Source organism: Halorarum sp. SLYT50 (genome assembly GCF_059821265.1).
Map to the genome: position 1 here is coordinate 1168203 of NZ_CM187555.1, position 25438 is coordinate 1193640.

Sequence of the window (25438 nt, forward strand, 5' to 3'; positions counted from 1 at the left end):
GCGCCCCCGACTCAACGCTCCTCGGGGGACGGTATCCGCGCGCCGAGCGTCGCGATCGCGCCGCCCGACACGACGACGAGCGCGAGCGCGGTCCCGAGCGTCGCCGCCTCGGCGACGCCCCCGATGAGCACCGGGCCGAAGAGGAGCGCCCCGTACCCGACGAACGTCACGACCGAACTCGCCTCGCCCGAGCGGCCCGGCGCGAGGTCGCCCGCGAGCGAGAACCCCAGCGGCGCGACGACGGCCGTCGAGAGGCCGACCAGCGCGAACCCGAACACGACGAGCGGGAGAGCCGTCGTCGCGAGCGCGAGCACCATGCCGACGGCACCGACGCCGCCGGAGAGTCGTATCAGCCGGCGCGACTCGACCGATTGCGCGACCCGCGCCCCCCCGAGTCTCCCCACCGCCAGGGCCGCGTGGAACGCGGCGACGCCCAGCGCTCCCAGCGACGCCGGGACGGCGAGTTCGGTCCGGAGGTAGATGGTCGACCAGTTCCCGAGCGCCCCCTCCGCGAAGAACGCCAGGGCGACGACGAACGCGACCAGCAGGACGGTCGGCTCGAAGAAGAGCGAGCGCGTCGAGTCGTCGCCGCTGGGTGCGGGTTCCGAGTGCTCCCCGTCCGGGTAGCCGAGCGCGGTGGAGACCCCGCCGGCGAACGCCAGCGCCAGAACCGCGAGCCCCGCGTAGACGACCCACAGCGAGAGGTCCGCGCCGAGCAGTCCGCCGGCGGCGAGCGCCCCGACGGCGGCGAACCCGCTGAACGCCGCGTGGAAGTACGACATGATGGACTCGCCGGCCCGTCGTTCGACGGTGATGGCCGCCGAGTTCATCCCCACGTCGAAGCTCCCGAAGCCGGCGTAGTAGACGCAGACGACGGGGAGCAGGGTCAGGTACGTCCGCGTCGACGCGAACCCGGCGAGTCCGACGGCGACGAGGACGCCGGTCCCCGCCACGAGCGCCCGCGGTCCGAACCGGTCGCTGAGCCGCCCGCTGACGACCATCGCCGGGAGAGCGGCCACGACTCCGACCGCGAGCGCCACCCCGACGGCCCCCGGCGAGAGGTCGAGAACCGCCTTCAGTTCGGCGAGGAGTATCTGCCAGGCCCCGGAGACGAACCCGAGGGTCCCGAACGACAGAACCGTCCCGACGAACTGAGGCGCGGGGTCGGGAAGCCGGCTCCGGAGCGGCTTCACCCCGTCACCCGACCTCCTCCGTCCGAATTCGACCCGACGCGTCCGTCCGCCACGACTCGCGAGCGGCGGCGCCGACGCGAGCGGAACGCTCCTTCACGGGTGGCTCTCCCCTCTTCGTCGGACCACATAAACACGGCTGTCGTCCGTCCCCGCACGGCGGGGGGAAAAGCGAAACCGGCAAGCCCCTCGGGCGAAAAGCGCCGACGCGCGAGGGTGGCCGAGCCTGGCCAAAGGCGGCGGACTTAAGATCCGCTCTCTCAGGAGTTCGAGGGTTCGAATCCCTTCCCTCGCATCGTCGGAACCGGACTGACGGACTGCGGTACGACCGCCCGTCAGGAATACATAGACTCGACAGATGTATTGTTACCTGTCGGTTACGTCGGCCCCAAGATACACCCGCACCCAATGAGATGTAATTACCGTGCTCCCACTCGACGCGCTCGCCCGGCCCGACCTCCGGCTGCTGGTGATGGGCCTCACGCTGCTGCTGGCGGTAGGAGCGACGCTCGCCCTCTCGGTTCCCTTCCGCGTCGCGGGGACCGTCGGCTCCGCACTCGCCGGCGTGGCGATGCTCGACGGAATCCTCCTGCGACCCCCGACGGAGTGAGTCGACGGGTGTCGGTCGTCCTTTTCCTGCCGCCGGCGGAGTAGCGTCGCTCGTCGATCTCTCGCCGCGTGTACCGAACCGGTCGAAGCCGTCACTGACGGGTCTCGCGGTCGATAGGAACGAGGGCGGCGCGTGCCGAAAGAGAGTGCGGCACGCCTGCCGCCCGAATTGGTCCCCGCTGACGCTCCGGCCCTCCAGACGAAGCGTCGTCTTGGGACAGTGGGTGTGTACACTTAACCGTGGCGCAGTCGGCGGCGGATGCCGGAGTAAATCGCCCGACGGTTGTGTGTTTCTCCCGCGTTACCGGTCGGCCGGCGGCCGACGGCCCGGGTGGTCCGCGGGCAGGCGGGCGTCGCCGCCGAACAGTCGCTCGCGCAGCGTCTCGTCCGGGTCGGGAGCCGCGAGCAGTCCCCGCTCGCGGAGTTCCGGCGAGACGAGGTCGACGAAGTCGTCGAGGCTCCCCGTCCGAACCACCTCCTTCACGTTGAACCCGTCGACGCCGACGTCCTCGTACCAGCGGGCGAGTTCGTCCGCGACGGTCTCGGGCGACCCGACGACGACCGGCGAGGTGGTTCCCAGCCCCGAGAACTCCGCCACCTCCCGCACGGTCCACTCCCGGTCGGGGTCGGACGTCGTGAACGTGTTCATCGTCCCCTGGATGGCGTCGGTCTCGATGTGTTCGATGCGCTGGTCGGGGTCGAGTTCCGAGAGGTCCATGTCGAGGAACCCCGAGAGGAGTGCGAGCGCAGCCTCCACGTCGACGTGCGATCTGAGGCGGTCGTACTTCTCCTCGGCCGCGGCGTCGGTCTCCCCCACGACGGGGACGACGCCGGGGAAGAACGCGAGCGAGTCGGGGTCGCGCCCGCGGTCCGCGGCACGTTCGCGCAGGTCCTCCACGTACTCGCGGACGCCCGCCTCCGTCGGCTGCGAGCAGAACACCGCCTCGGCGTTCGCGGCGGCGAAGTCGCGCCCTCGGTCCGACGACCCCGCCTGGAAGACCACGGGCGTCCGCTGGGGCGACGGCTCACAGCCGTGCGGACCGGGGACGTCGAAGAACTCCCCCTCGTGGTCGATGGCGCGGACGCCGTCCGGGTCTGTGTAGACCCCCCGGTCGGCGTCCCCGACCACCGCGTCGTCGTCCCACGACTCCTCCCAGAGCCGGTAGCACACCTCCATGAACTCCGCCGCGCGGTCGTACCGGGTCGTCTTCTCCATCCGCTCGTCCAGCCCGAGGTTCGCGGCGGCGGATTCGAGATACGAGGTGACGACGTTGAACGCGACCCGGCCGTCGGTGACGTGGTCGAGCGTGGAGAACTCGCGCGCCAGTTGGTACGGGTGAGTGTAGGTGGTCGAGCGCGTCACCGCGAAGCCGAGCGAGTCGGTCACCTCCGCCATCGCGGGCACGAGGTAGCTGGGGTCGTTCGCGGGCGTCTGAATCGCCTTCCGGACGGCCGTCTCCCGGTCGCCGCCGTACACGTCGTACACGCCGCGGACGTCCGCGAAGAAGACGGCCGCGAAGCCGCCCCGCTCGGCCGTGCGCGCCACGTCCGTCCAGTAGTCGCGGTCGGTGTAGCGGTGCGACTGGTCGCCCGGGTACGTCCACGACCCCGGCGAGACGTGCTCGACCGAGTTCATCGTGAAGAGGTTGAGGTGCATCCCCTCGTCGCCGCTCATACACCCCGTAGCGTTCCCGCCACGGTAATCCCCCGCGGAGTCGGCAACGAGACGGGGTATCTCCGACCGCCGCGTCGACGCGTCGGGTGACGAGCGGGACGGAGGAGCGGCGGCCCGAGAGCGCACCACGGCACGGAAGTGAACGACGGCCGCCAATCGGCGGGAACGACCGCGGGGAACCGATTTAAGCCACCCGCCGACGACCCGCCGCGCATGAGCGAACGCGTCGTCGTGCTCGCACACGAGAAGTTCCCCGGGCGGTCGAAGACCGCGAACGGCATCATCCGCTACGGGGACCAGGACATCGTCGCCGTCCTCGACCGGGACCGGGCGGGCGAACGGGTGCCGGACTACCTCCCGGACGTACCGGACGCACCCATCGTGGCCTCGTTCGACGACGTGGAGGGGCGCGTCGACGGGCTGATAATCGGCATCTCGCCCATCGGCGGCGCGTTCGACGAGTCGTGGCGACCGGACGTGCGCGCCGCCATCCAGGACGGCTGTGACGTGACGGCCGGGCTCCACTACTTCCTGAGCGAGGACGAGGAGTTGGCCGAACTCGCGTCCGAGCACGGCGTCCGCCTCCACGACGTGCGGAAACCGCGCGAGGGACTGGCCGTCGCGGAGGGACGCGCCGACGAGGTGAGCGCCGACGTGGTGCTCACGGTCGGGACGGACTGCTCGGTCGGGAAGATGACCGCGACGATGGAACTCGTCGCCGCCGCCGAGGAGGCGGGCGTCGACGCCTGCGCGATTCCGACCGGCCAGACCGGCATCATGATAGAGGGCTGGGGCAACCCCATCGACCGCGTCGTCGCCGATTTCACCGCCGGGGCCGTCGAGGAGATGGTGCTGGCGAAGGGCGACGAACACGACCTGCTCGTCGTCGAGGGGCAGGGGAGCATCGTCCACCCGGCGTACTCGGCGGTCACCTGCGGCATCCTCCACGGGTCGATGCCCGACAGGCTCGTCCTCTGTCACGAGACCGGCCGGGAGGCCATCCACGGCTACGAGGACACCGCGATTCCGCCCGTCCCCGAGTACGTCGACCTGTACGAGTCGCTCGCCGCGCCGGTCCACGACGCCTCGGTCGTGGCGGGCGCGCTCAACACGTCCGACGTCGAGGGCGACGACGAGGCGCGCGACGCCGTCGCCGCGTTCTCGGACGCGCTCGACGCGCCCGCGGCGGACCTCATCCGGTTCGGCGCGGACGACGTACTGGAGGCGATTCGGTGAGCCTCTCGACGTCGTTCGAGCGGGTGTCGCTCCCGCTTGAACACGACTTCACCATCTCGCGGGGGACGACGGCGACGACGGAGAACGTCGTCGTGCGAGTCGAGGACGACGACGGGACGGTCGGCGTCGGCGCGGCCGCGCCCTCGAGCCACTACGGCGAGACGGCGGGCACCGTCGAGGCGGTCCTCCCCGACCTGCTCGCGGCCGTCGAGGACGCGGGCGACCCCCACGCGCTCGCGGAGATAGAAGCGCGGACCAGCGAGGTGGTCGAGCGCAACCCGGCGGCGCGCTGCGGCGTGAGCGTCGCACTCCACGACCTCGCGGCGAAGCGGCTGGACGTGCCGCTGTACCGCCTGTGGGGACTCGACCCGGCGCGGACGCCGGACACCTCGTTCACCATCGGACTGGACGAGGAGGAGGTGATGCGCGAGAAGACCCGCGAGGCGGTCGAGCGGGGGTACGGCACGCTCAAGCTCAAACTCGGGACCGACCGCGACCGGGACCTGGTCGCGGCCGTCCGCCAGGAGGCGCCCGACGCGACGGTCCGGGTGGACGCCAACGAGGCGTGGACGGCCCGCGAGACCGCTCGCAAGAGCGAGTGGCTCGCCGAGATGGGCGTCGAGTTCATCGAACAGCCGGTGCCCGCGGAGGACCCCGAGGGGCTGAAGTTCGCCTACGAGGCGTCGAAGCTCCCCATCGCGGCCGACGAGTCGTGTATCACGCTGGAGGACATCCCGCGCATCGCGGACCGGTGTGACATCGCGAACCTGAAGCTGATGAAGTGCGGGGGGTTGCTGGAGGCGAAACGGATGGTCCACGCGGCCCGCGCGCACGGACTGGAGGTGATGCTCGGCTGCATGGTCGAGACGAACGCCGCCATCGCCGCGGGCTGTCACCTCGCGCCGCTGCTCGACTACGCGGACCTCGACGGGAGCCTGCTGCTCGCCGACGACCCGTACGAGGGCGTCCCGCTGCCGGAGGGCGAGATTCGCCTGTCCGACCTCGACCGGCCGGGGACGGGCGCGCGCGAGGCGTAACCGTAACTCGCGCGTCGCGGACACCGCACACGGCGCGCCCCGGGAACCGGCGCGGGGGCGGCGCGCGGGTCGAAGCGGGCGCTCGGGTCAGTCCCAGCTGATGTCGTCCGACCGCTCCGTGTCCCGGAGGATGAACGACCCGATGGCGAGCGTCCGCTTCGTGATGGTCGCCACGCGGAGGATGTACGAGAGCAGCACGAAGAACGGGAGCAGCGTGAGCGTCGCGCACGCCGTGAGTAGCCAGGTGACGTTCTCGGTGCCGAGCGTCGCACCGGGGAGCACGGAACCGTTCACGAACAGTTGGACCGAGATGGCGACGAACAGCGCCGGCACCGCGGCGAGGAGCATGACGCGAGAGAGGTTGACCAGTTCCCACTGGAAGTACAGCGTCTTGAAGTGCTCGCGGGCCGGTCCGAAGAAGCGGAGCAGACGGACGATGTCCTCGAGTAGCCCGTCCACCTCGTCGTCGAGGCTCGCCTCGTGGCGCTTGCGGATGCGGCGGGCCTGGTATATCTTCCAGGAGTAGTTGAAGTTCAGCGCCGAGAACACCACGTCGAACTCGCCGAACTGGGCGTCGCTGAGCCCGGCCCCGACCTCCTCGGCGTTGTCGAGGAGGCCGTCGACGTAGTCGTTGACCTCCTGGCGCAGGTCGTCGTCGGGGGAGTCGGCGACGGCGTCGTTCAGGTCCTCGCCCTGGGTCTGGACGGCGTCGAGGAGCGCCTCCATGAACGACGCCGGGTCGGGGGGACCGGTCGTCTCGTCGAGCCACGACTCCACGTCGGTCCGGAACTCCATCGCCCCCTCCATCCGCTCGCGCTGGTCGCCGAGCGCGCCGAGTTCCTGCGAGAGGATGAGCTGGCTGATGGTGATGACGAGCGTCACGCCGGTGACGATGGCCCCGATCATCGGGGAGAAGACCCACCACAGCGTGTTCTTCTCGGATATGAGCGTGCGAACCGGGGCGAGGTCGAGGTGGCTCGCGAGCACGAGCGCCCCGAAGAACACGGCCGCGATGAGGCCGGTGACCACCCACCGGCCCCCGTTCATGAAGAACCAGAGCTTCGTACGGCTCCCCCCCACTCGCCCGCGCATGGTGTCGCTGGGCTGGTCGCCGTCCGACGACTCGTCGCTCATGGGTCGGATTCGTGAGCGGGTGGTAAATCAGCGGCGGTCGCGGACGGGGACCTGGGTGCGGTCGCCGGGAGTCGGTCGTGCCGGCGCGGTCAGTTCGCCTCGCCGTTCTCCTCCTGTCGCAGTTCCTCCAGTTCGGCCTCGACCTCCTCGTCGCTCGGTTCGGCGTCGGCGTCCTCGGCGGCGTCGTCCACCTCGGTCTCAACGTCCGTCGTCCCCTCGGTCTCGACGTCCGTCGTCCCCTCGGCCTCGCCGTCGGTCGCCGCGTCGGCCTTGCCGAACTCGGCCTTCAGGGTCTCCAGTTCGGCGTCGACTTCGCGGTCGGTCCGGCCCGCCGAGAGTTCGCGGTCGAGTTCGTCCTCGTCGGAGAGCGCGTCGTCGAACGCGCCGGTGTCCTGGAGTTCGTCCATCGCCTGCGAGCGGGCCTCCATCTCCTCGGTGCGCTCCTCGGCGCGCTCGATGGACCGGCTCACGTCCTCCATCTCGTCGCCGACGCCCGTCATCGCCTCCGAGACGCGCGTCGACGCCTCCGCCGCCTCGTAGCGGGCCTTCATCGTCTCCTTCTTGGTCTTGAACTCCTCGATGCGACCCTGGAGTTCGTCCTTCTTGTCGACGAGGCTGTCCTGCGTGGTCTGGAGGTTCTGTATCTGGCCCTCGAGGTCCTCGATCTGGTTCATCTTGGACTTCTTCTTCTCCAGCGCGCGCCGGGCGAGGTCCTCGCGGTCCTGCTGGACGGCCTCGCGCGCCTGCTCGTTGTGCTTCTCGACGTTCTCCTCGAGGCGGCGCTTCTGAATCTCCAGCCGCTTCTTCTGGGTGGTGAGGTCCGCGATACCCTGCTTCACCTGCTGGAGTTCGTCGCGCATCTGCTCGTAGCTGTAGTCGAGCGTCTCGGTCGGGTCCTCCGCTCGGTTGAGGAGGGCGTTCACCTTCGAGCGGATGACGTACGAGGCGCGAGAGAGGACTCCCATACCCCGATGCTAGCGAAGGCGGCGTATAAATCTCACCCGGACGAGGAGTGTCGCGCCGCCGGCGGCCCGCCGACTCTCGCTCCCGCCCACCCAGCACGGTACTTGGCGGTCGCGTCCTCCGGTCCGACCTGACCGCCCGGGACGCGGAGCGCGACCGGTGCGTCCAGGGCGGCGTCGGCGGACGACGGACGAGCGTCGCGCGCCCCCTCCCCACGGACCGACCGACGTGCTCAAGCGGCAGCCCGGCCGAACGGCCGGCGTGAACGAACGCGAGCGCGAGCCGGTACTCGTCCCCGGTGGTCGGGACGTACGGGGCACGCTCGACCGGGCGGGAGGGGCCGAGGACGACGACAGTGCGGACGCGCCCGCCTGCGTCGTCGCCTGTCCGCCCCACCCGCAACACCGCGGGAACCGCGGCGACGAGCGCCTGCGCGCCGTCAGCGACGCCCTCGGCGCGCGCGGTATCGACTGTCTCCGGTTCGACTACGGCGACTGGGACGAGGGGTACGGCGAGCGAGCCGACGCCCGCAACGCGGTCGGGTGGGCCACGGAGCGGTACGAGCGAGCCGGCCTGTTCGGCTTCAGTTTCGGGGGGAGCGTCGCCCTGCTCGCGGCGGCGGAGACGGACGTGCGAGCGGTGAGCACGCTCGCGCCGACGGCGCGGCTCGCGTCGGACCTCGACGCGGTGGCCGCGCTCGACGGAATCGGCTGTCCGGTGCAGGTGGTGTATGCGACCCGGGACGCGACGGCCGACTGGGAGCCCGTCGTCGAACGGGCGCGCGAACTCGGTCACGCCGCGGTCGAGCGCTCGGCGGACCACTTCTTCGTCGGGCAGGCCGGGACGGTGGGCGAGGTGGTCGGCGAGTGGTTAGCCGACCGGCTGTGAGGGCTCGCGGTAGCCGACCGCCAGCCAGACGACGAGCGCGGTCACCCCGGCCGTGACCACGAACGCCCAGAAGGCGACCCACGCCGCCGCGGCGAGCGACGCGGAGTCGAGGACGACGGCCACCGCGACGAGGAGGGCGGCGACGAACGGGGCGAGGAACGGCGCGTCGCTCCACCGACCCCCGACGTTGCGGTACTCGACGGCGTACCCCCAGACGTTGCCGACGGTGAACTGGAAGACGACGACGGCGAACAGCCCCGAGACGACGGGGGCGAGCAGTTCCGGGCCGACGGTGACGGGACCGTCGCGCGCGAGCGAGGACGCGAAGCCGACGCAGAAGACGAGGAGCAGCAGGCCGTGCCACGGGCGGACGCGGTCGCGGAGGGACATGTCGGTACGAGCGGTCGTCGCGCGGGCGAGATAAACCCTCGTCCGCCGGTGTCCGGGTGACTCCCGGAGTGGCGCGAGGATGCGCGGAGGGGCAAGGAAATACGGTCGTCGAGACCCAACCCTGTCGGATGCGCGGGCTGACGCGAACGACGTTACTGTGGTACGGGGCGGGACTGCTGTGCTACCTGCTCGGCATGCTCGTGTTCCTGGTCGTCGCCGTGGACCTGTTCCTCCCGGGGGGCGACCCGGTCGAGGGGGCGTCGACCGCCCACTTCACGTACATCGCGGTCAGCGTCGGCCTGCTGGTGGTCGGGCGCGCGCTTGTCTGGAAGGCCGGGGGCGACGCGACGAGGTTCGGGGGGGTGCCGGGGCTCTCGGGACCGGAGCGCGAGCAGTCGACGCTCGAACAACTCGGCTACCGGCTCCCGTCCGAGTCCGACGGGGAGTCGGAGAGTGGGGTCGTCTACGAGGACGGGACCGGCTACCTCGTCTGTCCCGAGTGCGGCGAGCGGAACGAGTTCGGGTTCGACTACTGCCGGAACTGCTCGGCCGAACTCCCGGAGTGACCGGCGGTTCCGCGGAGCGGGTCCGGGAGGCACGACGCCGCCCTAGTTGTACTCGCGCCACCGGTAGCCGCACTCTTTGCACTTGAAGAAGCGCGTCGGCGGTTCGTCCGCCGCGCCGGTCTGTTTGATGGTGTACCACGCGACGCCGTGGCCGCACTTCTCGCAGGTCACGTCGTTCGAGGTTGGCTTCCCCTCGAAGTTCGCCCCCTCCTCCGTCTCGATCACGTCGTCGTCGCTCTGCGCCTCCGTCGAGACGAACTGCGCCGCCAGTTCCTCGTCGCGTTCGTCCGTCGCGCCGCAGGCGGTACACACCATCGCCCCGTCCTCGGAGACCATCATCGAGCCGCAGTCGTCGCAGAACTGCATGCCCCCACGGTCGGCGCGCGAGGCGGGTAAACCCCGCGCCGCGGTCCTCAGCCCGGGCCGGTCCCGTCCGTCCCGTCGGGCCCGTCCGCCATCGGACACCCGCGGACGCGGAGCCTGTCGCCGTCGAGCACCTCGACGATGTCCGTCCCCTCGCGCGTACACGAGAGGTCCGGCGGCGCGGAGACGAACCGACACCCCTGGCAGTACGTCCGCTTGTCCACCACGCGCTCCGAGCGGCCGTCCCCGTCGAGCGCGGACACCCCCCCCTCGTCCGCCTCGCACTCGTCGTCCAGCGCCGCCCACACGTCGCCGTCGAACTCCGGCACGTCTATCTCCTCGAACGGGTCGTCCGCGGGTCGGCGGCGCTCGCGCCCGGCGAGGTCCGCCGAGAGGTCCGCGAAGGGGACCCGCCGGTCGTCGCCGGCGACCCCCTCCTCGGCGGTCGGCGTGGCGTCTCCGCCGCTCGCCCGAGCGTCGCGAGAGGGTTCGCCGGGTCGAGCCGCCTCGCCGTCGACCGACTCGACGTCCCCGAAGTCGAACTGACCGCCCCCGCGTCCGCCGTTCTCGTCCGGTGAACCGCCGTCCGTCCCGTCGTCGTCCGCGGACCAGTTCCGGGTCACTCCCTTCCCTCCCCGAGCGGGTCCGCGGGTTTCGGCTCCGTCGCCCCGGCGGTTCCGTCCGGTAGCGCCGGGGGCGCGCCGACGGCGAGCGTCGCGGACCCGAAGAATCCGGGAGACGGGGTGACTCCGTCGTACGAGGCGCCGCAGTGCGGGCACTCGGGAGCGGTGAGCAACCCGAGTCGAACCGTCGACCCGCAGTCGCCGCAGGCCGCCCGCTCGATGCCGAGCCGGTTGGCCTCGCGTTTGAGTTCGGCGGCGGCCTCTCGGCGGGTCCGACGCGCGTCCGCCTTCCTGGCGCTGGCGCGGAGGTCCACGAGCGCCGCCGCGAGCGTCGTCGCCTTCCGGTCGAGGTCGTCGACGGCGTCCGTGAGCGACCCGAGTACGTCCTCGTAGCCGTCGAACCCGGCCTCGAAGCGCGACTCCATACCCCGCATCTCGGCGCGGACCCGGTCGACGTCGTCCGCGAGCGCGGCCGCCGACTCGCCGGACCCGCGGAGGTCCGGGTGGTCGTGGTCCGCGTCGGCCTTCGCGTCCGCCTCGCGTTTGACTTGGACGACACGCTCGCGCACGTCGGTCAGCTTCTCCTCGAACTCGTCGGCGACGGCGTCGACGCGTTCGTCCGTCGCGTCGAGGCGGGCCGCCAGGTCCGCGAGTTCTTCGCCGGCCGGGCCGGCGTCCGCTGCGTCGAGGGTCGCCGGGCCGGGGAGCGGCCCGTCGTAGTCGGCCAGCAGCCGGTGGACCGTCACGGCCCGCGCCAGCACCTCGCTCGGCGGACGACCCGTCTCCTCGGCGCGCGAGTCGACCCACGACCGAAGCCCCTCGGGTAGTCCGTCCAGTAGTTCCCCCGTCATCACCCCACACGCTGTGAGGGACGCATAAGAACCTACGCCGTCAACTCTCGAAGCTGATTCCGCCGACGGCCGGCCGACTACCGTATCTTGCGCACGTCGCTGATGTCGAGTCCGCCCTCGTGTATCTCCGTCTCGAAGCGGACGATGTTCTCGGCCTCCAACTGCGAGAGCACCCCCCGGAACTCCCGGACGACCATCGTCCGGGCGCGCCGCGAACCGCCGGACTCCCAGCCGAACTGGAGCGTCCCGCCGCTGCCGTCGACGAGTTGACCCAACTGTCTGTCGTCGATGGTGTCGGTGTTGACGAGCGCGAGCAGGAGCCCGCCCCACGACTGGGCGGCCTTCCCCAGCCCGCGGACGAGCATCGCCACGTCCGCCCACGTCACGTCGCCGGCGGCGGCGCCGACGAGGTCGGTGACGGCGTCGACGACGACGAGATTCCCGGGGGCGTGCTCGGTCAGGTACTCGCCGAGCGCCGTCAGCACGCCCTCGCGCGTCGCGTTCTGCCGTCCGAGTTCCGAGATGGACGTCGTCTCCCCCATGTACCACTCGCGGGGGATGGTCGAGAGCTGGAAGTACTCGGGCGAGAGGTCGGCGAAGCGTATCTCCTCGGCGGCGGCGTCGACGATCTCGTCGGCCATCGTGTACCGGAGTTCCCGCTCGACGTACTCGCGGCCGGCGGTAAAGGAGAGGTAGTGGACCTCCGGCGGCGCGTCGGCCTCCGGGTCAAGGTCGCCGTAGTAGAGGTCGAACAGGTCGGGGTCGGCGTCGACGAGCGCGTTCATCGCGGCGCTCGTGTAGGCGAACTCGCGGGCGCCGGCCCCGGCCTCGCCCGCGGCGAGGACGACGGTTCCCTCCGGCGCCCCGCCGCCGAGCACGGAGTCCAACTGCGCGACGCCGAACGGGAGACGTGTCATGGAGTCGAGTGGCGACGCCGCGCGCTTAGTCGTTGCGCCGGTCCGCGGGCCGCGTACAGTGTGAACTCGCCTACTCCTCGTCCGCGACCCGGACGGTCGCGCCCACGTTTCGCCCGCGGACGACCGACACGTCGCCCGCGACGCCGGCGGCGTCGAGCGCTCGCTCGCCGGCCGCGCGCGCCGCGTCGGCCCGCCCGGCGTCGGTGACGGCGTAGACGGCGGGTCCCCACGAGGACTGTCCGGCGCCGAAGACGGCCGGGTCGCCGGAGAGCGCCGCAACGAGGTCGCCGACCGGCGGGCGGTACACGCCGCCCTGCTCGTCGGCGAACCACGCGCCGTTGAGCCGTCCCACCTCGCGGACGGCCGCGCCGAACCGTTCGACCGCCCCTTCGGCCGCCGCGGGGAGGAGTCGCCGCTGGAGGACGCCCGCGATGCGGTCGGCCACGCCGGGGTCGGCCGCCTCCACGACCGCCCGCATCGAGTCGTCCTCCGCGTCGTCGGCGCGCCCCGGCACGGCGTCGGGCACGACGAGCAGGAACCGCCAGTCGTCCGGCACCGGGTGGCGCGCGACCACCGGCGGGACGCGCCAGTCGCCGTCTGCCGGCCGGTCGGTGGTGAACCGCTCGGTTGGGTGGCCGGCGTCGAGGACGACACCGCCGGCCTCGAACGCCGCCACGCCGACGCCGGAACGTCCTCCGCGGCCGAGCGCCGGCGCGCGTTCGCGCACCCGCGGCTCCCGGTCGTACGACCGGGCGACGCCGGCGAGGACGGCCAGCGCGAGTTGCGTCCCGCTCCCCAGCCCCATGTGTCGCGGCAGCGTCTCGTGCACTTCGACGCGAGCGCCGGACACGCCGAGCAAGTCGCGGGCTCGCTCGGCGTACTCGCGGGCGAGCGGGTGCTCGCAGTCGACGACGCCGGCCGGCGCGGCGGTCAGGCGGACCCGCGGCCGGTCGACGGCGACGCCGGCCGCGCCGTAGAGGCGTTCGTGCGCGAGCGAGAGGTTCCCGAAGCCGAAGTGGAGGCGCGCCCCGGCGGTCACCGTGACCGCGCCGTCGGGGTCGGACCCGGGAGCGTCGCGAGCGGAGGGGGACATCGCGTCGGAGTGGACGTTCGCCCGTGCGAGGGGAGTCGGTTTCGACAGCGGCGGATTCGGACGCGACCGGCGCGCCGAGTGCGACGACGGCGGAGCGCGCCGGCGGGTCGAGGGGCTACTCCTCTCCGCGGACGACCCGCTCCGTGACGGTCTCGCCGACCGAGACCCCGTTCCAGAGCGCCTCGTGGACGCGGCCACTCCCCGCCATCCAGTCGCCGGCGAGGAACAGCCCCGCGTCGCGGGCCGCTTCGACCGCGCTGGGGTCGATGTCCGCCGCGTCGTCGGGGAGCGCGTATCGCCACCCCTGGTCGTCAGCCCAGCGGTACTCGCGGAGTCGGTCGTCGCCGACGAGGTCCGCGACCCGTCGGGCGACCGCGTCGGCCGCCTCCGCCAGGTCGTCGTCGTAGTGGTCGACCGACCAGTCGGGGCTCATCTGCGCGACGAGCAGCGACTCCCCGTCGGGGACGTGTCCGGGTTTGCACTCCTCGCGCGAGAGCCAGCCGACGGGGTGGGCGTCGTCGGTGTTCACCGCGCCGTACCACGGCACGTCGAGGTCGAAGCCGTAGTTCAACACGACCGTGCGAATCGTCCGGAACGGCACCGCCCCCGCGGCCGTCAGGAGCGCGTCGAGCGCCCCCGACTCCGCGCCGCCGGGCCAGTCCGTCGCGGCGAGCAGGTCGGCGGTCTGGGGGGCCGGCGGGGTAGACACGAGCGCGTCGAACGGGCCGTGGTCGTCGCCGTCGGCGTCCGTGGCGGTCCAACCCTCGTCGGCGCGCGCGAGCGACTCGACGCGGACGGAGTGGCGGACATCGGCGTCGCCCCGCGCGAGCAGGCGCTTGGCGAACTGCGTGATTCCCGCCTGCCACGTGTACTTGGTCTCCGGGTCGCGCTCGCTCGGGGTGAGGTCGCCGTCGCCCCCGAACGTCCAGACGGGGTCGGTGAGCGCGACCAGCCCCGACTCGCCCAGGTCGTGAATCAGGTCGACCGTCCGCTCGTCGGCGTCCTTCACGTAGTTGGCGCCGTGGTCGTACCGGCAGTTGTTCCGCCGGCGCGTCGCCGCCCGCCCCCCCACGCCGCGCGACTTCTCCAGTATCGTGACTGTCGCGCCCGTCTCCCGGAGCGCGTCCGCCGCGCCGACGCCGGCCATCCCCGCGCCGACGATGCCGATGTGCGTCATCGAACGCCGTACGGCCCGGCAGGGGGTAGGCGTTGGGGAACCGACGACCCCGGCCCGACACGGACGGACTACCAGGTGACGGTCCGCGAGAGGACGTACACCAGGAGCGCGATGAGCACCGAGCCGACCACCGCCTCGGTCGTCGCGAGGAGGCGCGCCCACGGTCCGATGGGTTGGATGTCGCCGAACCCGAGCGTGGTGAAGGTGACGACGCTGAAGTAGAGCCCCTTCAGGAACGGGCCGGTGAAGTACCACACCGGCGCGTCGGCCGGAACGTTCGCGGAGAAGAAGCCCACGAGCGTGCCGGTCGTGGTGTCGCGTATCCCCCCGACGAGCGGGTACAGCGCCGCGAACAGCAGGACGACGAGCGCCGAGACGCCGACGACCCGCCACGGGTTGCTGCCGTACTCCATCACCCACCGGGAGAGTTCCGCCTTGACCGCGTTCGGGTAGTCGCCCGTCTCCCACGCGAGCTTCCGGCGGGCCTCCTTCTCGCGGACGTAGAACCGGCGGTGCTCGTTGGGGAGCGCGTTCTCCTCGCAGAGTTGCTGGAGCGCGCGGTACGTCCACGCCGCCGCCTCGTGGTACCGTATCGTGCGCTCGTCGCGCTCGATGCTCGTCTCCTCGGCCTCGTAGCGGCAGAGGCGACCCAACTCCGTGCTGTGGTTGATCCAGGTGTCGGAGAAGCCGACCTCGTAGAGCGCCGCGTTCTCGATGGTGGCGTTCCGGAGTTCCGTCCGGGTGAGTTCGCTGTTCTCCAGGTTCGCCCCCTCGAACGTCGCGCCGCGAGCGTCCGCGTCGGTCAGGTCCGCGTTCCGGAGGGTGGCGTCGCTGAAGTCGGCGCCTCGCAAGGTGGCCCCCGAGAGGTCGGCACCGCTCAGGTCGGCACCGCTCAGGTCCCGTCCCGAGAGGTCGGTCCCGGAGAGGTCGCTCCGGGGGAACCGGCGGCCGGCGAGCGCGTCGTCCGGAATCCGCGCGCCGCGGAGCACGGCGCCGAAGAGGTCCCCCTCGTCGGCGAACTGTTCCGCTCCGAGGACGCCCGCCTTGTCGCCGTCGAGGTGCCACCGACACTGCCCCTCGTCGTCCACCGCCTCGCGCCAGCAGCAGGCGGCGCTCTGGCTCGCGAGCGGGTCGCTCAACTCGTAGACGTACCCGCACCGGTCGCCGGGAGGAGACGTCGGCTCGGGTTCGCGAACGCCGTGGGCGCTGTCGGCGACATTCGACACACGTCCCGTTCGGTGGGAGAGCGGCTTACCCGTTCGGTCGTCAACGGCAAGCAAGCCGAGTCCGGATTCGGTCTGGCGCGTCCATCTCCCGGACGCGACGCCGGGGGGCCGCTGAGAACTGGTGGGACGGACCGTTCGGTCCCGCGACCGGCGGCGATCGGTCGCGGAACGCTTTTCTCTCGGAGTACCGCAGAGCCGGTACCGGATGTACGACGCGGTCGTGTTCGACAACGACGGTGTGCTGGTCGGGCGGACGAGCTACGACGTCCTCCACGAGGCGGCGTGGGACGCGTTCGAGTCGCTCGCCGTCGGCGACCCCGACCCCGACCACGTCGAGTCGATGGTCGTCGGCGTCACCCCGCGGCAGGTCCGGGAGGTGTGCGCGGCGTACGACCTCACGCCGCGGGAGTTCTGGGCGGTCCGCGACCGGACCGCCTTCGAGGCCCAGCGGCGCGAGATACACGCCGGCCGCAAGCGACTGTACGACGACGTGAGCGTGCTCCGCGACCTCGACACCCCGCTCGGAATCATCTCCTCGAACCAGCAGGAGACGGTCGACTACGTGCTCGACCACTTCGGCGTCGGCGACCTGTTCGAGGCGGCGTACGGCCGCGAGCCGACCGTCGAGAGCCTCGCGCGCAAGAAGCCGGAGAGCCACTACGTCGACCGCGCGCTCGCCGACCTGGACGCGGAGACGGCGCTGTTCGTCGGCGACAACGAGAGCGACGTGGAGGCGGCGCACAACGCCGGCATCGACTCCGCGTTCGTCCGTCGGCCCCACCGCGAGGACCACGACCTCTCCGTGACGCCGACGTACGACGTGGCCGACCTCCACGACGTGGTCGCCGTCTGTCGGTGAACGGCCGCGACGGTCGTCCCCGCGGTGGGACGGCCGGTGCGCCGCCGGGGAACGACGTTATCCGTTCGGAGCGCCGAGAGGACGGCATGAGCGAGACCGACGAGAACCCGGCGAGCGAGGCGGACGAGACGAGCGAGGCGGCCACCGACCTGCCGCGAACCGACGAGGAGTGGCGCGAGCGACTCTCCGACGAGGAGTACGAGATCCTCCGCGAGCGGGGGACCGAGGCCCAGTTCTCCGGCGAACACGTCGACCGGGACGACGACGGCGTGTACAGGTGCGCCGGCTGCGGGACGGTCATCTTCGATTCGAGCACCAAGTACGACTCGGGGTGCGGGTGGCCGAGCTTCTACGCCGCCGAGGAGTCGAAAGTGACGCTCCGGGACGACGACCGCCACGGCATGTCGCGCGTCGAGGTGCTGTGTGCGACCTGCGACGGCCACCTCGGCCACGTGTTCAAGGACGGTCCAGAACCGACCGGCGAGCGCTTCTGCATCAACTCGGTCGCGCTCGACTTCGAATCCCGCGAGGGGAACTGACGAGAGCTGTCGAGAACCCGACGCAGCGGCGCAGGCGACGCGGCGTCTCGTACCGTCAGCACCGGGGGGCTTTTCGTCTCCGGCGGTGACAACGCACGCGTGAGTCACGACCCCACGCTCCTCCTGACGCACACGGTCAGCCCGGACCGGGGGCCGACGCTGCGCGACTCGCTCGTCGAGGCCGGCCTCCCGGCCGAGGCGGTGGTGACGGCCGCAACCGAGTCCGAGACCGACACCCACGCTGGCGACGCGGCGGCGTTCGTCACCGGCCGCCTCTCGGAGGACCTGCTCGCGCGCGCCGACGGCGTCCGGTGGGTGCAGGCGCTGTCGGCCGGCGTCGACAGCTACCCCCGCGAGGCGCTCCGCGAGCGGAACGTCGCGCTGACGAACGCCTCGGGCGTCCACGCGGAACCCATCGCGGAGCAGGTGCTCGGCTACATGCTCACCTTCGAGCGCCAGCTTCACACGTTCGCCCGCCAGCAGGCGGCGAACCGCTGGGAGCGACAGGAGGGGGGCGAACTCCGGGGGAAGACGCTCGGCGTCCTCGGCGTCGGCGCCATCGGCACCCGCGTCGCGGAGGTGGGGAGTGCGCTCGGGATGGAGGTGCTCGGGACGAAGCGCGACGTCGACACGATGCCCGACGCCGTCGACGAGGCGTTCCCGGCCGACGAACACGCCGCGGTCTGCGCCCGGAGCGACTACCTCGTGCTGGCGTGCCCGCTGACCGACGAGACGGAAGGACTCGTCGGCTGGGACGAACTCCAACTGCTCGGCGCGGACGGCGTGCTCGTGAACATCGCGCGCGGCGCGGTCTGCGACGAGGCGGCGCTGACGCGTGCGCTCCAGAACCACACGATTCGCGGCGCCGCCCTCGACGTGTTCACCGAGGAGCCCCTTCCCTCCGACTCGCCGCTGTGGGACCTCTCGAACGTGGTCGTCACGCCCCACATGGCGGGGAGCACGCCGGAGAAGATAGGCCGCTGGACGGACATCATCGCCGACAACTACCGGCGGTTCACCGCGGGCGAGGAGTTGCGGAACCGGGTGCTGTAGGCCGCGCTCCGAGCGCTCGAATCGGGGCCGTCGCTCGGTCGCCTCCCCGGTTCCCGCTCAGTGCGCGAGCACGAGCGTCCGGTCGTCCGTCCGCACCACACACAGCGGCCCGGTCGGCGGGCTGTCGAACGTGACGGTCGACCGCTCGCTGACGAACAGTCTGTCGAAGGACCGGTCGCACGCCGGACACGCCAGTTCCGCGCGGTTCGCCAGCGTCATCGAGTCGGCCGTCTGCCTGAGGAGTTTCAGCTTCGAGCGGTACGCGTGCACGTCGAAGCCGTCGGCCACGTCGAGTCGGTCCACGGCCGTCGCTCCCGACGGTGGTACGAGTAGGTGACGGACCGGAACTCAGGCGTGAAAATCGGCTCGCTCGACGCGCGACCGGCAGGGACGAACAGCCCGCTTACGTGAGGCGCGCGAACGCGAGGTTGCCGCTGACGTTGTGGACGTACGCGTTCACCACGTCGCCCTCCTGCGCGCCGGAGACGAAGATGGTGTAGCTCCCCTTCTCGGCGACGCCGTCGCCCTTGCGGCCGGTCCCCGTGATCTTCAGCTCGTACGTCTCGCCCTCCTCGATGTCGGGGCGGGCGCGCTGGCGCGAGGCCGACCCCGAGCGCTTCTCGACCGGCCGGAACGCGCCGCAGGCCTGACACCGGAGCATGTCGATGCCGTCCTCGGTCTTGAGCACCGTGTCGGGGAGACCGCACTCCGAGCAGGTGACGAACTCGGCGACGTACTCGTCGATGGCCTGCTCGAAGTCGGCGACCGAGAACGACCCGTTGTAGCGGGCGACGCCGTTCTCGAACTGGCCGTTCGTCCCGAGTTCGCGCTGGATGGAGCGGTGGACGTGCTCGGGGTCGCGCGAGAGCGCGTCGGCGATGGCGTCGAGGTTGGTCAGCCGGGTGAACGCCCCGTCGGTCTGTCCCTCCGGGTCGGGGACCTGGAGTCGGTCGCCGGCCTCGGCGGGGCTGTCCGGAAGCGAGTCGTAAGCCCGGTCGAGCGCAGAATCGTAGTTCATGGTTTCAGTGAGGTGATTCCGGCGTAAAGGCGTTCCGAGAGAGAGGTTGACGTACGTCACCGCGCCAGCAGGAGTCGACCGTCGTCCACGCGCGACCGGTCGGTAACGACGCCGATAACGGCCGATGCCGCGGAGCGGCGACGGACCGGAGCGCCCCCGGGACGGCCGACGCTCGACGCGCCCCGTGTCACCGGCCACCACGCCGCAGTCGGGTAGAAACGCTTTCCCGCGCCAGCGGCCCAGCGGGGGTAATGAGCTACACGGTGGGACTCGTGGGGAAGCCGTCGGTGGGGAAGTCGAGTTTCTTCAACGCGGCGACGACGAACGACGTACCGGAGGGGGCGTACCCGTTCACCACCATCGACCCGAGCGTCGGCGAGGCGTACGTCGGCGTCGACTGCGCCGCCCCGGAGTTCGACGAGACGTGCCAGCCGAGCCAGGGGTTCTGTGAGAGCGGCACCCGGTACGTCCCGGTGAAACTCGTCGACGTGGCGGGACTCATCCCGGGCGCACACGAGGGGAAGGGACTGGGCAACCAGTTCCTCACCGACCTGAACGAGGCGGACGTGCTCGTCCACGTGGTCGACTTCTCGGGGACGACCGACAGCGAGGGCGAACCCACGGAGGGACACGACCCGCGCGAGGACGTCGACTTCCTCGAGGCGGAACTCGACCAGTGGTACCTCGACATCCTGGAGAAGGGTATCGAGAAGTTCGAGTCCACGCACCAGGGGCCGAACCCCGGCGACGAAATCTCGGTCGAGTCGGTACTCGCGGAGCAGATGAGCGCCTTCCGCACCAACAAGGACGAGATAAAACAGGTGGTGCGCTCGCTGGGCCTCGAACTCGACCCGTCGACGTGGGACGACGACGACCGGTTCGCGCTCGCACGCGAGATGCGCGAGCGGACCAAGCCGATGGTCGTCGCGGCGAACAAGATGGACACGGACGCCGCGCGGGCGAACTACCGCGAGATCACGACCGACCCCGAGTACGACCACCTCACGGTCGTCCCGACGAGCGCGCACGCGGAGAAGGCGCTGAAGGCGGCCGCCGACGCCGGCGCGGTGTCGTACGCGCCGGGGTCGGACGAGTTCGACCTCGTGGGGGACGTCTCGGCCGGGCAGCGCGAGGGACTCGACCGGGTCCGCGAGTTCGTCGACGAGTTCGGCGGGACGGGCGTCCAGCGGGCGCTCGAAACCGCGCTGTTCGAGGAACTCGGCGCGAAGGCCGTCTTCCCGGGGAGCGCGAGCGGGCAGTGGACGGAGGGACCGTTCCGGGACTGCTTCGTCCTGCCGGGCGACGCCACGGCTGAGGCGTTCGCGTACCACCTCCACTCGGACATCGGCGACGGGTTCCTCCACGCCGTCGACTGTCGGAGCGGCCGACAGGTCGGCGCTGACGCGAAACTCGACCACCGCGACGTGGTCGAAATCGTCACCACCGGCTGACGGGCGACGGTACGGGCGCAGGACGGTGGACTCGAGTACTCGATTCGGCGAGACAACGCGAAAAAACGGAGCGGACTCCCTCGCTTCGGCGGCGTCCGGCGACCGGGGGACGCTTACTCGCGGTCGACCGACTCGAAGTCGTAGTTCTCTGTCAGTTGCGAGAGCGAGTCGAGCGCCTCCTCCTCCTCGCGGAGGTTCTCCTCCAGCAGGTCCGCCGCCTCGTCGAGACCGAGCTGCGACGCGAGCAGCGTGAGGTTGCCGTACGCGGCGATCTCGTAGTGTTCGGTCTTCTGGGCGGACGCGAGGTTGAACAGGTCGAGGACGCGCTGGTCGGGGTCGCTCTCGGCGAACTCCTCCTGCTCCGTGAGCAGTCCCTCGATTCCCTCGCACTCCTCTTCCTCCGGCGGTTCGCCGATCATGTTGAACACCTCTTCGAGGCGGTCGATGTGTCCCTCCGTCTCCTCGCGGTGCTCCTCGAGTTCCGAACGGATGTCGTCCTCGCCGACCTGCTCCGCGAGTTCCTCTAGCGCGTCGAGGAGTTCGTGCTCCGCGAAGTAGATGTCCTCCAGTTCGTGCTCGAACAGCTCGTCGAGTGTGTCTGCAGCCATTGTTTCCCTCGTCGGAGAGTCGAGCGGAGCCTCGGTAAGACGACTGCCTTCGCAGGCAAGCGGTCGAACCGCGTTCCCGGGTCGGCGGCCCGCAACCGAGTTACGTCCCATCCGCGTATCCCCCTGTATGAGTGTCGTACCCGAGGAAGCGGCGGAGCTACTGACGAGCGAACCGCTGGTCGCACACCTGGCGACGTGCGCGGCGAACAGACCGCACGTTGCGCCGGTGTGGTACCGGTACGAGGCGGACGCCGTCGAGGTGGCGACGACGGGGCGGAAGCTGGCGAACCTCCGCGAGAACCCGTTCGTCTCGCTGTCGGTCGCGAAGACCGACGGCGGAATCCCGGAGTGGTCGGTCACCCTCCTCGGGCGAGCGACCGTCGTCGACGACGAGGACGCCTTCCGCGAGACCAACCGACGCATCAACCGGAAGTACGAGGTCGACGGGGACGCGTGGGCGGCCGAGAACACGCTCGTCCGCATCGACGTCGGCTCCGCGAGCCACCGGACGTACTGACCGTCAGGCGCTCCAGTTCTCGGCGGGGAACTCGTCGACGCGTTCGTCGTTCGCGTCGGGGAGCATGTACTGCTCCCACTCGTGGACCTCCGGCGCGCCGTAGTCGCCGATGTCTGGGTGCGGCGGGATGGCGTCGTACCGGTCGAGGCGCTCCCGGATCACTTGCCGCGCCTCCTGTCCCGCCTCGGTGTCGCCGCCGAGTCCGTCGAACACCCAGCGCGGCTGGACGGTGAGTTCGAGGCCGTGCGGGGTGTACCGGCTGTGTCTGCGCTCGTAACACGGCGCTCGGCCGACGACGAACATCGGCTCGCCGGCGTAGCAGAACTCCCACTCGTGGTCCGCCGGGTCCACGGGGACGTCGGACGGCCACGGGTCGGGGTCCCGGCGGTGGAGCGACGCGAGGAGGTCCCAGAACCGGTCAACGTACTCCGCCGTCGGCAGTTCCTCGTCGGGAGGGTCGAAGAAGACCGCCAGCGACGTGACGTCGCCGATGTCGCGCGCCTCGTCGAGGTACGCCGCGAGGCCGTCGGCCACCGCCCGGCGACCCGTCTCGGTCGCCGGCGAGGGGGCGAAGAGGTACCGGAGGTCGCCCGCTCGGTGGGCGTCGACCGCGAAGAAACACGGGAACGGCGACTCGTCGTCCGTCATGGTCGCGTCGAACGCCCGGTACCGCTGCGCCTCCCACTCCCGCAACCGCCCCGCCTCGAGGGCCGATTCGACTTCCGCGCGCGTTCGGAGGTCCCACATCCACGCGCTAGAAGCGGGTTCGGCCGGATAAGTCGCGCGCCTCACCCGCTCACGAGGGGCGGTCGTCGTGGACCGACGCGAGGTCTACGGCCGTGCCGTCCGGCACCCGGAGGTCGATGGGCGTGAGCGTCGTGCCGCTGGCGACGCCCTTCGCCGAACACGCGGAGACCGCGACCGTCGCCGGCCGTTCCGCACGGAACTCGACGGTGTCGCCGGCGGCCGCGGGACTCTCGCGCACGTCGAAGTACGTCTGGTCGGTCACGGTGGACGCCTGAAACAGGTTCATCGTGTCGGGGACGGGAACGTCGAGGCCCCGTTCCGCGAGCGCGAGCGCGAGGTTCTCCCGGCAGCCGCCGGGTTCGTCCTGCCGTCCCTCGCCGGTCGGTCGGTCGGTGAGCATCCACGCCGTACACGGGCCGAACATGATGTCGTGGACCCCGCAGTCGTCGCGGGCGATGGTGAGCAGTTCGCCCCCGTCGGTCGCGTAGAGGGCGTCGCCCGTCGAGATGCGGAGCTTCCCGTTCAGGTCGCGGGTGTACGACTGGGCGAACGCCGTCGAGGGGTCGTCGCGGTCGAACGCGACCAGGTCGGCGACCTGCCGCGGTTCGGGCGTCGTGACCCCGAGCGTCTCCCCCTCTTCGACGGCGACTGCCGCCGCGCTCTTCGCCGGGATTCGCGTCGTCTCCATGGCGGCGGCACGACCCGGCGACCGATAAGCCACGCGACGGCCACCCGACCGAGCACCGAGCGCCCACCGCGGGAGCCCGGTCACCGACCTGCCGGTATGAATTTGCGTCTGGCGGGAGAAGCGGGGAGCGCATGAGCGACGAGACGCACACCGGAGAGGCATCGGGCGTGAAGGGCGCACTCAAGAGCGGCATCAGGTCGGGCGCGTTCTCCGCCGCGAGCGGCGGTATCACGCTGTTGCGGGCCGTCCAGTCGTTCCGACGCGGCGACCGACGGCGCGGCGTCGTTCGCCTCCTCGCCGCCGGGTTCTGGCTCGGACTCGCCGCGTTCCAGCGTCGCTCCGGCCGCGGTTCCGACGCGACGCTCGACGACGCGGACGTCGACCAGCGGTCAGTCGCCGACACCTCGCCGGACATCGGGAGCGTGGAGACGGACACCGACGACGGCCCCGCGGGCGAGGGCGACGCGTCCGACGTGGTCACCACCGGGACGGCCGACATCGACGAGACCGACACCGCGACCGAACTCGACAGCGACGTCGACGCCGACGACGTCGACCAGCGGGACGTCGTCGGGACGGGGACCGACGCCGAGGGCGCCGCCGACGAGGGCGAGACGACGAGGACGAGGCGGCGCTCGGCGGAGACGGAGCGGACGAGGACGCCGCCGACGGGGACTCGGACGCGGACGAGGTGAACGAGGCGGACGGTGACGCCGAACCGCGGAGCGTCGACGACGACGCGGAACCGGCCGTCACCGAGTCGGGCGACGACGAGAGCGACGAGGGAGAGGAGGAAGAGCGGCCCGCCGAGTAACGGCGACCGCTCGGGGAGACGACCGGCACACCGCCGACCCGGTCCGGCGACACCGAGCGGGTACTCGTCGGCCGAGAGTCGGGGGCGACGGGCGGTCCGCGCCGGTCAGGGCTCCCACCAGACCGCCTGGAGACCGTTGGTGCGCCGTTCCTCGTACAGCACGCGGAAGCCGTCGGTCTGGGCACTCTCGGGCACCAGGAATCCCATGTCCCCCTCGTGCACCTCGCCGGGGGGCGCCTTCCCGCCGATGTACTTCGCGGTCCTGCTCTTGTTCCGACCGGGGTGGAACATCCGCTTCCCGAGCACGCCCTTGAAGTCGAGCGTGAGCGGGAGGCGAGCCTCCCTGTCGGCGACGTTCTCGGCCCTGACGCCGACCATGACCCACTGTTTCCCCTCGCCGGCGTCCGCGGTCTTGGTCTCGCCGGACTCGCTCCACTCGTACGTCTTCATCGCCCGGGGGGCCGACAGCGTGAGCGCCACGCGCGGGAACTCGACCGTCTCGCCGAACGGGAGGCGTTGCGGCTGGGTCCCCTTCGGAGTGGTGACGGTCTTGGTCGGCTGGCCGAGCGCCTTGTTGTCGCCGGAGTCGGACGAACAGCCGGCGAGACCGGCCGCTGCGAGCGCCGCCGTCGTCGAGAGGAAGTTACGTCGATTCTCGTTCATGAGTATCGACCACCGAAGTACTGCCTGATTACGAGCGTCGACTGCACCGCGACGCCGAGCACGAGCGTTCCGAGGTTCCACAGGTTCGACTTGACGTACGCCACGTCGAGGATGACTTGCGTCTCCAAGACGGGGTACAACGGCTTCAGCGGCGGGGCGACGTCCGGCGTCGTAAGGAAGTCGCCGAACATGTGCGCGAGCATCCCCGTGAACAACCCGACCGCCGCGAACGCGTACACGGCCCTCGCCGGCGGGTCGTTCCCGTCCCGGACCAGGAGGTAGACCCCCGCGACGACTGCGCCCAACACGAGTGCGGCGGGGATGGTGAACACGAAACTGTGCGTCAGCCCGTGGTGTTCGACGAAGAAGTAGCGCATCAACACGATGTCGCCGTCCGGGAACATTCCGGTCGACGCCGCGAGCGCCGCGAACGCGAGACTCGCCTTCAGGTCGTCGAAGACGAACCAGACCGGCGCCGCGAGCAGGAGCGCCATTCCGATGTGTCCTGGTGACTGCACACCTCCACAACACCGACGGCACATT

The 25438-nt window shown here is 71.1% G+C and carries 31 protein-coding genes and 1 tRNA gene; 13 read left to right on the top strand and 19 right to left on the bottom strand.

All coding sequences use genetic code 11. From position 1 onward, the window contains the following. Window positions 1-11: 11 nt before the first annotated feature. On the bottom strand, window positions 12-1193 hold the full coding sequence (locus AC6RUA_RS06180; protein WP_499815058.1) for an MFS transporter: 1182 nt from the start codon (window positions 1191-1193) through the stop codon (window positions 12-14). Window positions 1194-1400: 207 nt separating this feature from the next. Between AC6RUA_RS06180 and AC6RUA_RS06185 the strand changes: the two genes are divergently transcribed. Continuing rightward, window positions 1401-1485, top strand: a tRNA-Leu gene (locus AC6RUA_RS06185). 129 nt (window positions 1486-1614) lie between these two features. Continuing rightward, entirely contained in the window at window positions 1615-1800 is a 186-nt protein-coding gene (locus AC6RUA_RS06190) for a DUF8015 family protein (RefSeq protein ID WP_499815059.1), read from the top strand. Between the two features lie 300 nt (window positions 1801-2100). Here the strand turns inward: AC6RUA_RS06190 and AC6RUA_RS06195 are convergent, their stop codons facing one another. Further along, the gene (locus AC6RUA_RS06195; protein WP_499815408.1) at window positions 2101-3435 is read right to left on the bottom strand and encodes an LLM class flavin-dependent oxidoreductase; all 1335 of its coding nucleotides are present in this window, start codon (window positions 3433-3435) and stop codon (window positions 2101-2103) included. Window positions 3436-3687: 252 nt separating this feature from the next. Between AC6RUA_RS06195 and AC6RUA_RS06200 the strand changes: the two genes are divergently transcribed. Beyond that, window positions 3688-4710, top strand: a complete 1023-nt coding sequence (locus tag AC6RUA_RS06200) for an N-acetyltransferase DgcN family protein (protein ID WP_499815060.1) — start codon at window positions 3688-3690, stop codon at window positions 4708-4710. Then, complete coding sequence (locus AC6RUA_RS06205) at window positions 4707-5747, top strand: dipeptide epimerase (RefSeq protein WP_499815061.1); 1041 nt, start codon at window positions 4707-4709, stop codon at window positions 5745-5747. Before AC6RUA_RS06200 ends, AC6RUA_RS06205 begins: the two co-directional genes overlap by 4 nt. An 87-nt stretch (window positions 5748-5834) precedes the next feature. On the opposite strand, the gene AC6RUA_RS06210 is transcribed toward AC6RUA_RS06205, so the two are convergent. Both AC6RUA_RS06210 and AC6RUA_RS06215 read right to left on the bottom strand, forming a co-directional pair. After that, a complete protein-coding gene (locus AC6RUA_RS06210; protein WP_499815062.1) occupies window positions 5835-6881 on the bottom strand; it encodes a DUF7972 family membrane protein in 1047 nt (348 codons plus the stop codon). A gap of 89 nt (window positions 6882-6970) precedes the next feature. Continuing rightward, entirely contained in the window at window positions 6971-7846 is an 876-nt protein-coding gene (locus AC6RUA_RS06215; RefSeq protein WP_499815063.1) for a PspA/IM30 family protein, read from the bottom strand. Between the two features lie 226 nt (window positions 7847-8072). Between AC6RUA_RS06215 and AC6RUA_RS06220 the strand changes: the two genes are divergently transcribed. After that, window positions 8073-8732, top strand: coding sequence for an alpha/beta hydrolase (locus tag AC6RUA_RS06220; protein ID WP_499815064.1), 660 nt, complete (start codon window positions 8073-8075; stop codon window positions 8730-8732). On the opposite strand, the gene AC6RUA_RS06225 is transcribed toward AC6RUA_RS06220, so the two are convergent. After that, complete coding sequence (locus AC6RUA_RS06225; protein ID WP_499815065.1) at window positions 8715-9122, bottom strand: hypothetical protein; 408 nt, start codon at window positions 9120-9122, stop codon at window positions 8715-8717. The two genes, AC6RUA_RS06220 and AC6RUA_RS06225, sit on opposite strands and share 18 nt — an antisense overlap. A gap of 128 nt (window positions 9123-9250) precedes the next feature. On the opposite strand from AC6RUA_RS06225, the gene AC6RUA_RS06230 reads away from it, so the two are divergent. Further along, window positions 9251-9688 (top strand): DUF7577 domain-containing protein, encoded by a 438-nt coding sequence (locus AC6RUA_RS06230; RefSeq protein ID WP_499815066.1) that lies wholly within the window; start codon window positions 9251-9253, stop codon window positions 9686-9688. Between the two features lie 42 nt (window positions 9689-9730). Here the strand turns inward: AC6RUA_RS06230 and AC6RUA_RS06235 are convergent, their stop codons facing one another. The 7 genes from AC6RUA_RS06235 to AC6RUA_RS06265 form a co-directional block, all read right to left on the bottom strand. Next, window positions 9731-10054: a transcription factor S gene (locus AC6RUA_RS06235; RefSeq protein WP_499815067.1), complete on the bottom strand. Its 324-nt coding sequence runs from the start codon at window positions 10052-10054 to the stop codon at window positions 9731-9733. 47 nt (window positions 10055-10101) lie between these two features. Continuing rightward, the gene (locus AC6RUA_RS06240) at window positions 10102-10674 is read right to left on the bottom strand and encodes a DUF8135 domain-containing protein (RefSeq protein ID WP_499815068.1); all 573 of its coding nucleotides are present in this window, start codon (window positions 10672-10674) and stop codon (window positions 10102-10104) included. After that, entirely contained in the window at window positions 10671-11525 is an 855-nt protein-coding gene (locus AC6RUA_RS06245) for a CopG family transcriptional regulator (protein WP_499815069.1), read from the bottom strand. The genes AC6RUA_RS06240 and AC6RUA_RS06245 overlap by 4 nt, the downstream gene beginning before the upstream one ends. Window positions 11526-11602: 77 nt before the next feature. Next, the gene (locus AC6RUA_RS06250) at window positions 11603-12442 is read right to left on the bottom strand and encodes an RAD55 family ATPase (RefSeq protein ID WP_499815070.1); all 840 of its coding nucleotides are present in this window, start codon (window positions 12440-12442) and stop codon (window positions 11603-11605) included. 70 nt (window positions 12443-12512) lie between these two features. Further along, window positions 12513-13535 carry a beta-ribofuranosylaminobenzene 5'-phosphate synthase family protein gene (locus AC6RUA_RS06255; RefSeq protein ID WP_499815071.1) on the bottom strand — a complete coding sequence of 341 codons (1023 nt, stop codon included), beginning with the start codon at window positions 13533-13535 and terminating at the stop codon, window positions 12513-12515. 115 nt (window positions 13536-13650) lie between these two features. Beyond that, window positions 13651-14712, bottom strand: coding sequence for an NAD(P)/FAD-dependent oxidoreductase (locus AC6RUA_RS06260; RefSeq protein ID WP_499815072.1), 1062 nt, complete (start codon window positions 14710-14712; stop codon window positions 13651-13653). Window positions 14713-14780: 68 nt separating this feature from the next. Then, complete coding sequence (locus AC6RUA_RS06265) at window positions 14781-15938, bottom strand: pentapeptide repeat-containing protein (protein ID WP_499815073.1); 1158 nt, start codon at window positions 15936-15938, stop codon at window positions 14781-14783. A gap of 205 nt (window positions 15939-16143) precedes the next feature. Here AC6RUA_RS06265 and AC6RUA_RS06270 point away from each other — a divergent pair, with 205 nt between their 5' ends. From AC6RUA_RS06270 to AC6RUA_RS06280, 3 genes are all read left to right on the top strand, one after another. Next, window positions 16144-16797, top strand: coding sequence for an HAD family hydrolase (locus AC6RUA_RS06270; protein WP_499815074.1), 654 nt, complete (start codon window positions 16144-16146; stop codon window positions 16795-16797). Between the two features lie 86 nt (window positions 16798-16883). Next, window positions 16884-17336: a peptide-methionine (R)-S-oxide reductase MsrB gene (msrB, locus tag AC6RUA_RS06275; RefSeq protein WP_499815075.1), complete on the top strand. Its 453-nt coding sequence runs from the start codon at window positions 16884-16886 to the stop codon at window positions 17334-17336. A 99-nt stretch (window positions 17337-17435) separates the two neighbouring features. Continuing rightward, a complete protein-coding gene (locus AC6RUA_RS06280; RefSeq protein WP_499815076.1) occupies window positions 17436-18389 on the top strand; it encodes a D-2-hydroxyacid dehydrogenase in 954 nt (317 codons plus the stop codon). Between the two features lie 57 nt (window positions 18390-18446). On the opposite strand, the gene AC6RUA_RS06285 is transcribed toward AC6RUA_RS06280, so the two are convergent. Both AC6RUA_RS06285 and AC6RUA_RS06290 read right to left on the bottom strand, forming a co-directional pair. Further along, window positions 18447-18692, bottom strand: a complete 246-nt coding sequence (locus AC6RUA_RS06285; RefSeq protein ID WP_499815077.1) for a DUF7385 family protein — start codon at window positions 18690-18692, stop codon at window positions 18447-18449. 100 nt (window positions 18693-18792) lie between these two features. Continuing rightward, window positions 18793-19407, bottom strand: coding sequence for a translation initiation factor IF-2 subunit beta (locus AC6RUA_RS06290; RefSeq protein WP_499815078.1), 615 nt, complete (start codon window positions 19405-19407; stop codon window positions 18793-18795). Window positions 19408-19658: 251 nt separating this feature from the next. Here AC6RUA_RS06290 and AC6RUA_RS06295 point away from each other — a divergent pair, with 251 nt between their 5' ends. Further along, window positions 19659-20858, top strand: a complete 1200-nt coding sequence (locus tag AC6RUA_RS06295; RefSeq protein ID WP_499815079.1) for a redox-regulated ATPase YchF — start codon at window positions 19659-19661, stop codon at window positions 20856-20858. 113 nt (window positions 20859-20971) lie between these two features. Here the strand turns inward: AC6RUA_RS06295 and AC6RUA_RS06300 are convergent, their stop codons facing one another. Next, the gene (locus AC6RUA_RS06300; RefSeq protein ID WP_499815080.1) at window positions 20972-21466 is read right to left on the bottom strand and encodes a YciE/YciF ferroxidase family protein; all 495 of its coding nucleotides are present in this window, start codon (window positions 21464-21466) and stop codon (window positions 20972-20974) included. A 127-nt stretch (window positions 21467-21593) separates the two neighbouring features. On the opposite strand from AC6RUA_RS06300, the gene AC6RUA_RS06305 reads away from it, so the two are divergent. After that, complete coding sequence (locus AC6RUA_RS06305; RefSeq protein ID WP_499815081.1) at window positions 21594-21983, top strand: pyridoxamine 5'-phosphate oxidase family protein; 390 nt, start codon at window positions 21594-21596, stop codon at window positions 21981-21983. A 3-nt stretch (window positions 21984-21986) separates the two neighbouring features. Here AC6RUA_RS06305 and AC6RUA_RS06310 read toward each other — a convergent pair whose 3' ends face one another. Then, window positions 21987-22730 carry a YqcI/YcgG family protein gene (locus AC6RUA_RS06310; RefSeq protein WP_499815082.1) on the bottom strand — a complete coding sequence of 248 codons (744 nt, stop codon included), beginning with the start codon at window positions 22728-22730 and terminating at the stop codon, window positions 21987-21989. Window positions 22731-22779: 49 nt separating this feature from the next. After that, window positions 22780-23418: a DUF1989 domain-containing protein gene (locus AC6RUA_RS06315; protein ID WP_499815083.1), complete on the bottom strand. Its 639-nt coding sequence runs from the start codon at window positions 23416-23418 to the stop codon at window positions 22780-22782. A gap of 131 nt (window positions 23419-23549) precedes the next feature. Between AC6RUA_RS06315 and AC6RUA_RS06320 the strand changes: the two genes are divergently transcribed. Further along, window positions 23550-24113 (top strand): hypothetical protein, encoded by a 564-nt coding sequence (locus AC6RUA_RS06320; RefSeq protein ID WP_499815084.1) that lies wholly within the window; start codon window positions 23550-23552, stop codon window positions 24111-24113. After that, window positions 24110-24232, top strand: a complete 123-nt coding sequence (locus tag AC6RUA_RS06325; RefSeq protein WP_499815085.1) for a hypothetical protein — start codon at window positions 24110-24112, stop codon at window positions 24230-24232. Before AC6RUA_RS06320 ends, AC6RUA_RS06325 begins: the two co-directional genes overlap by 4 nt. A gap of 105 nt (window positions 24233-24337) precedes the next feature. Here the strand turns inward: AC6RUA_RS06325 and AC6RUA_RS06330 are convergent, their stop codons facing one another. Together AC6RUA_RS06330 and AC6RUA_RS06335 are read right to left on the bottom strand one after the other, a co-directional pair. After that, complete coding sequence (locus AC6RUA_RS06330; protein WP_499815086.1) at window positions 24338-24895, bottom strand: hypothetical protein; 558 nt, start codon at window positions 24893-24895, stop codon at window positions 24338-24340. Continuing rightward, window positions 24892-25413 carry a metal-dependent hydrolase gene (locus AC6RUA_RS06335; RefSeq protein WP_499815087.1) on the bottom strand — a complete coding sequence of 174 codons (522 nt, stop codon included), beginning with the start codon at window positions 25411-25413 and terminating at the stop codon, window positions 24892-24894. Before AC6RUA_RS06335 ends, AC6RUA_RS06330 begins: the two co-directional genes overlap by 4 nt. Window positions 25414-25438 lie beyond the last annotated feature (25 nt).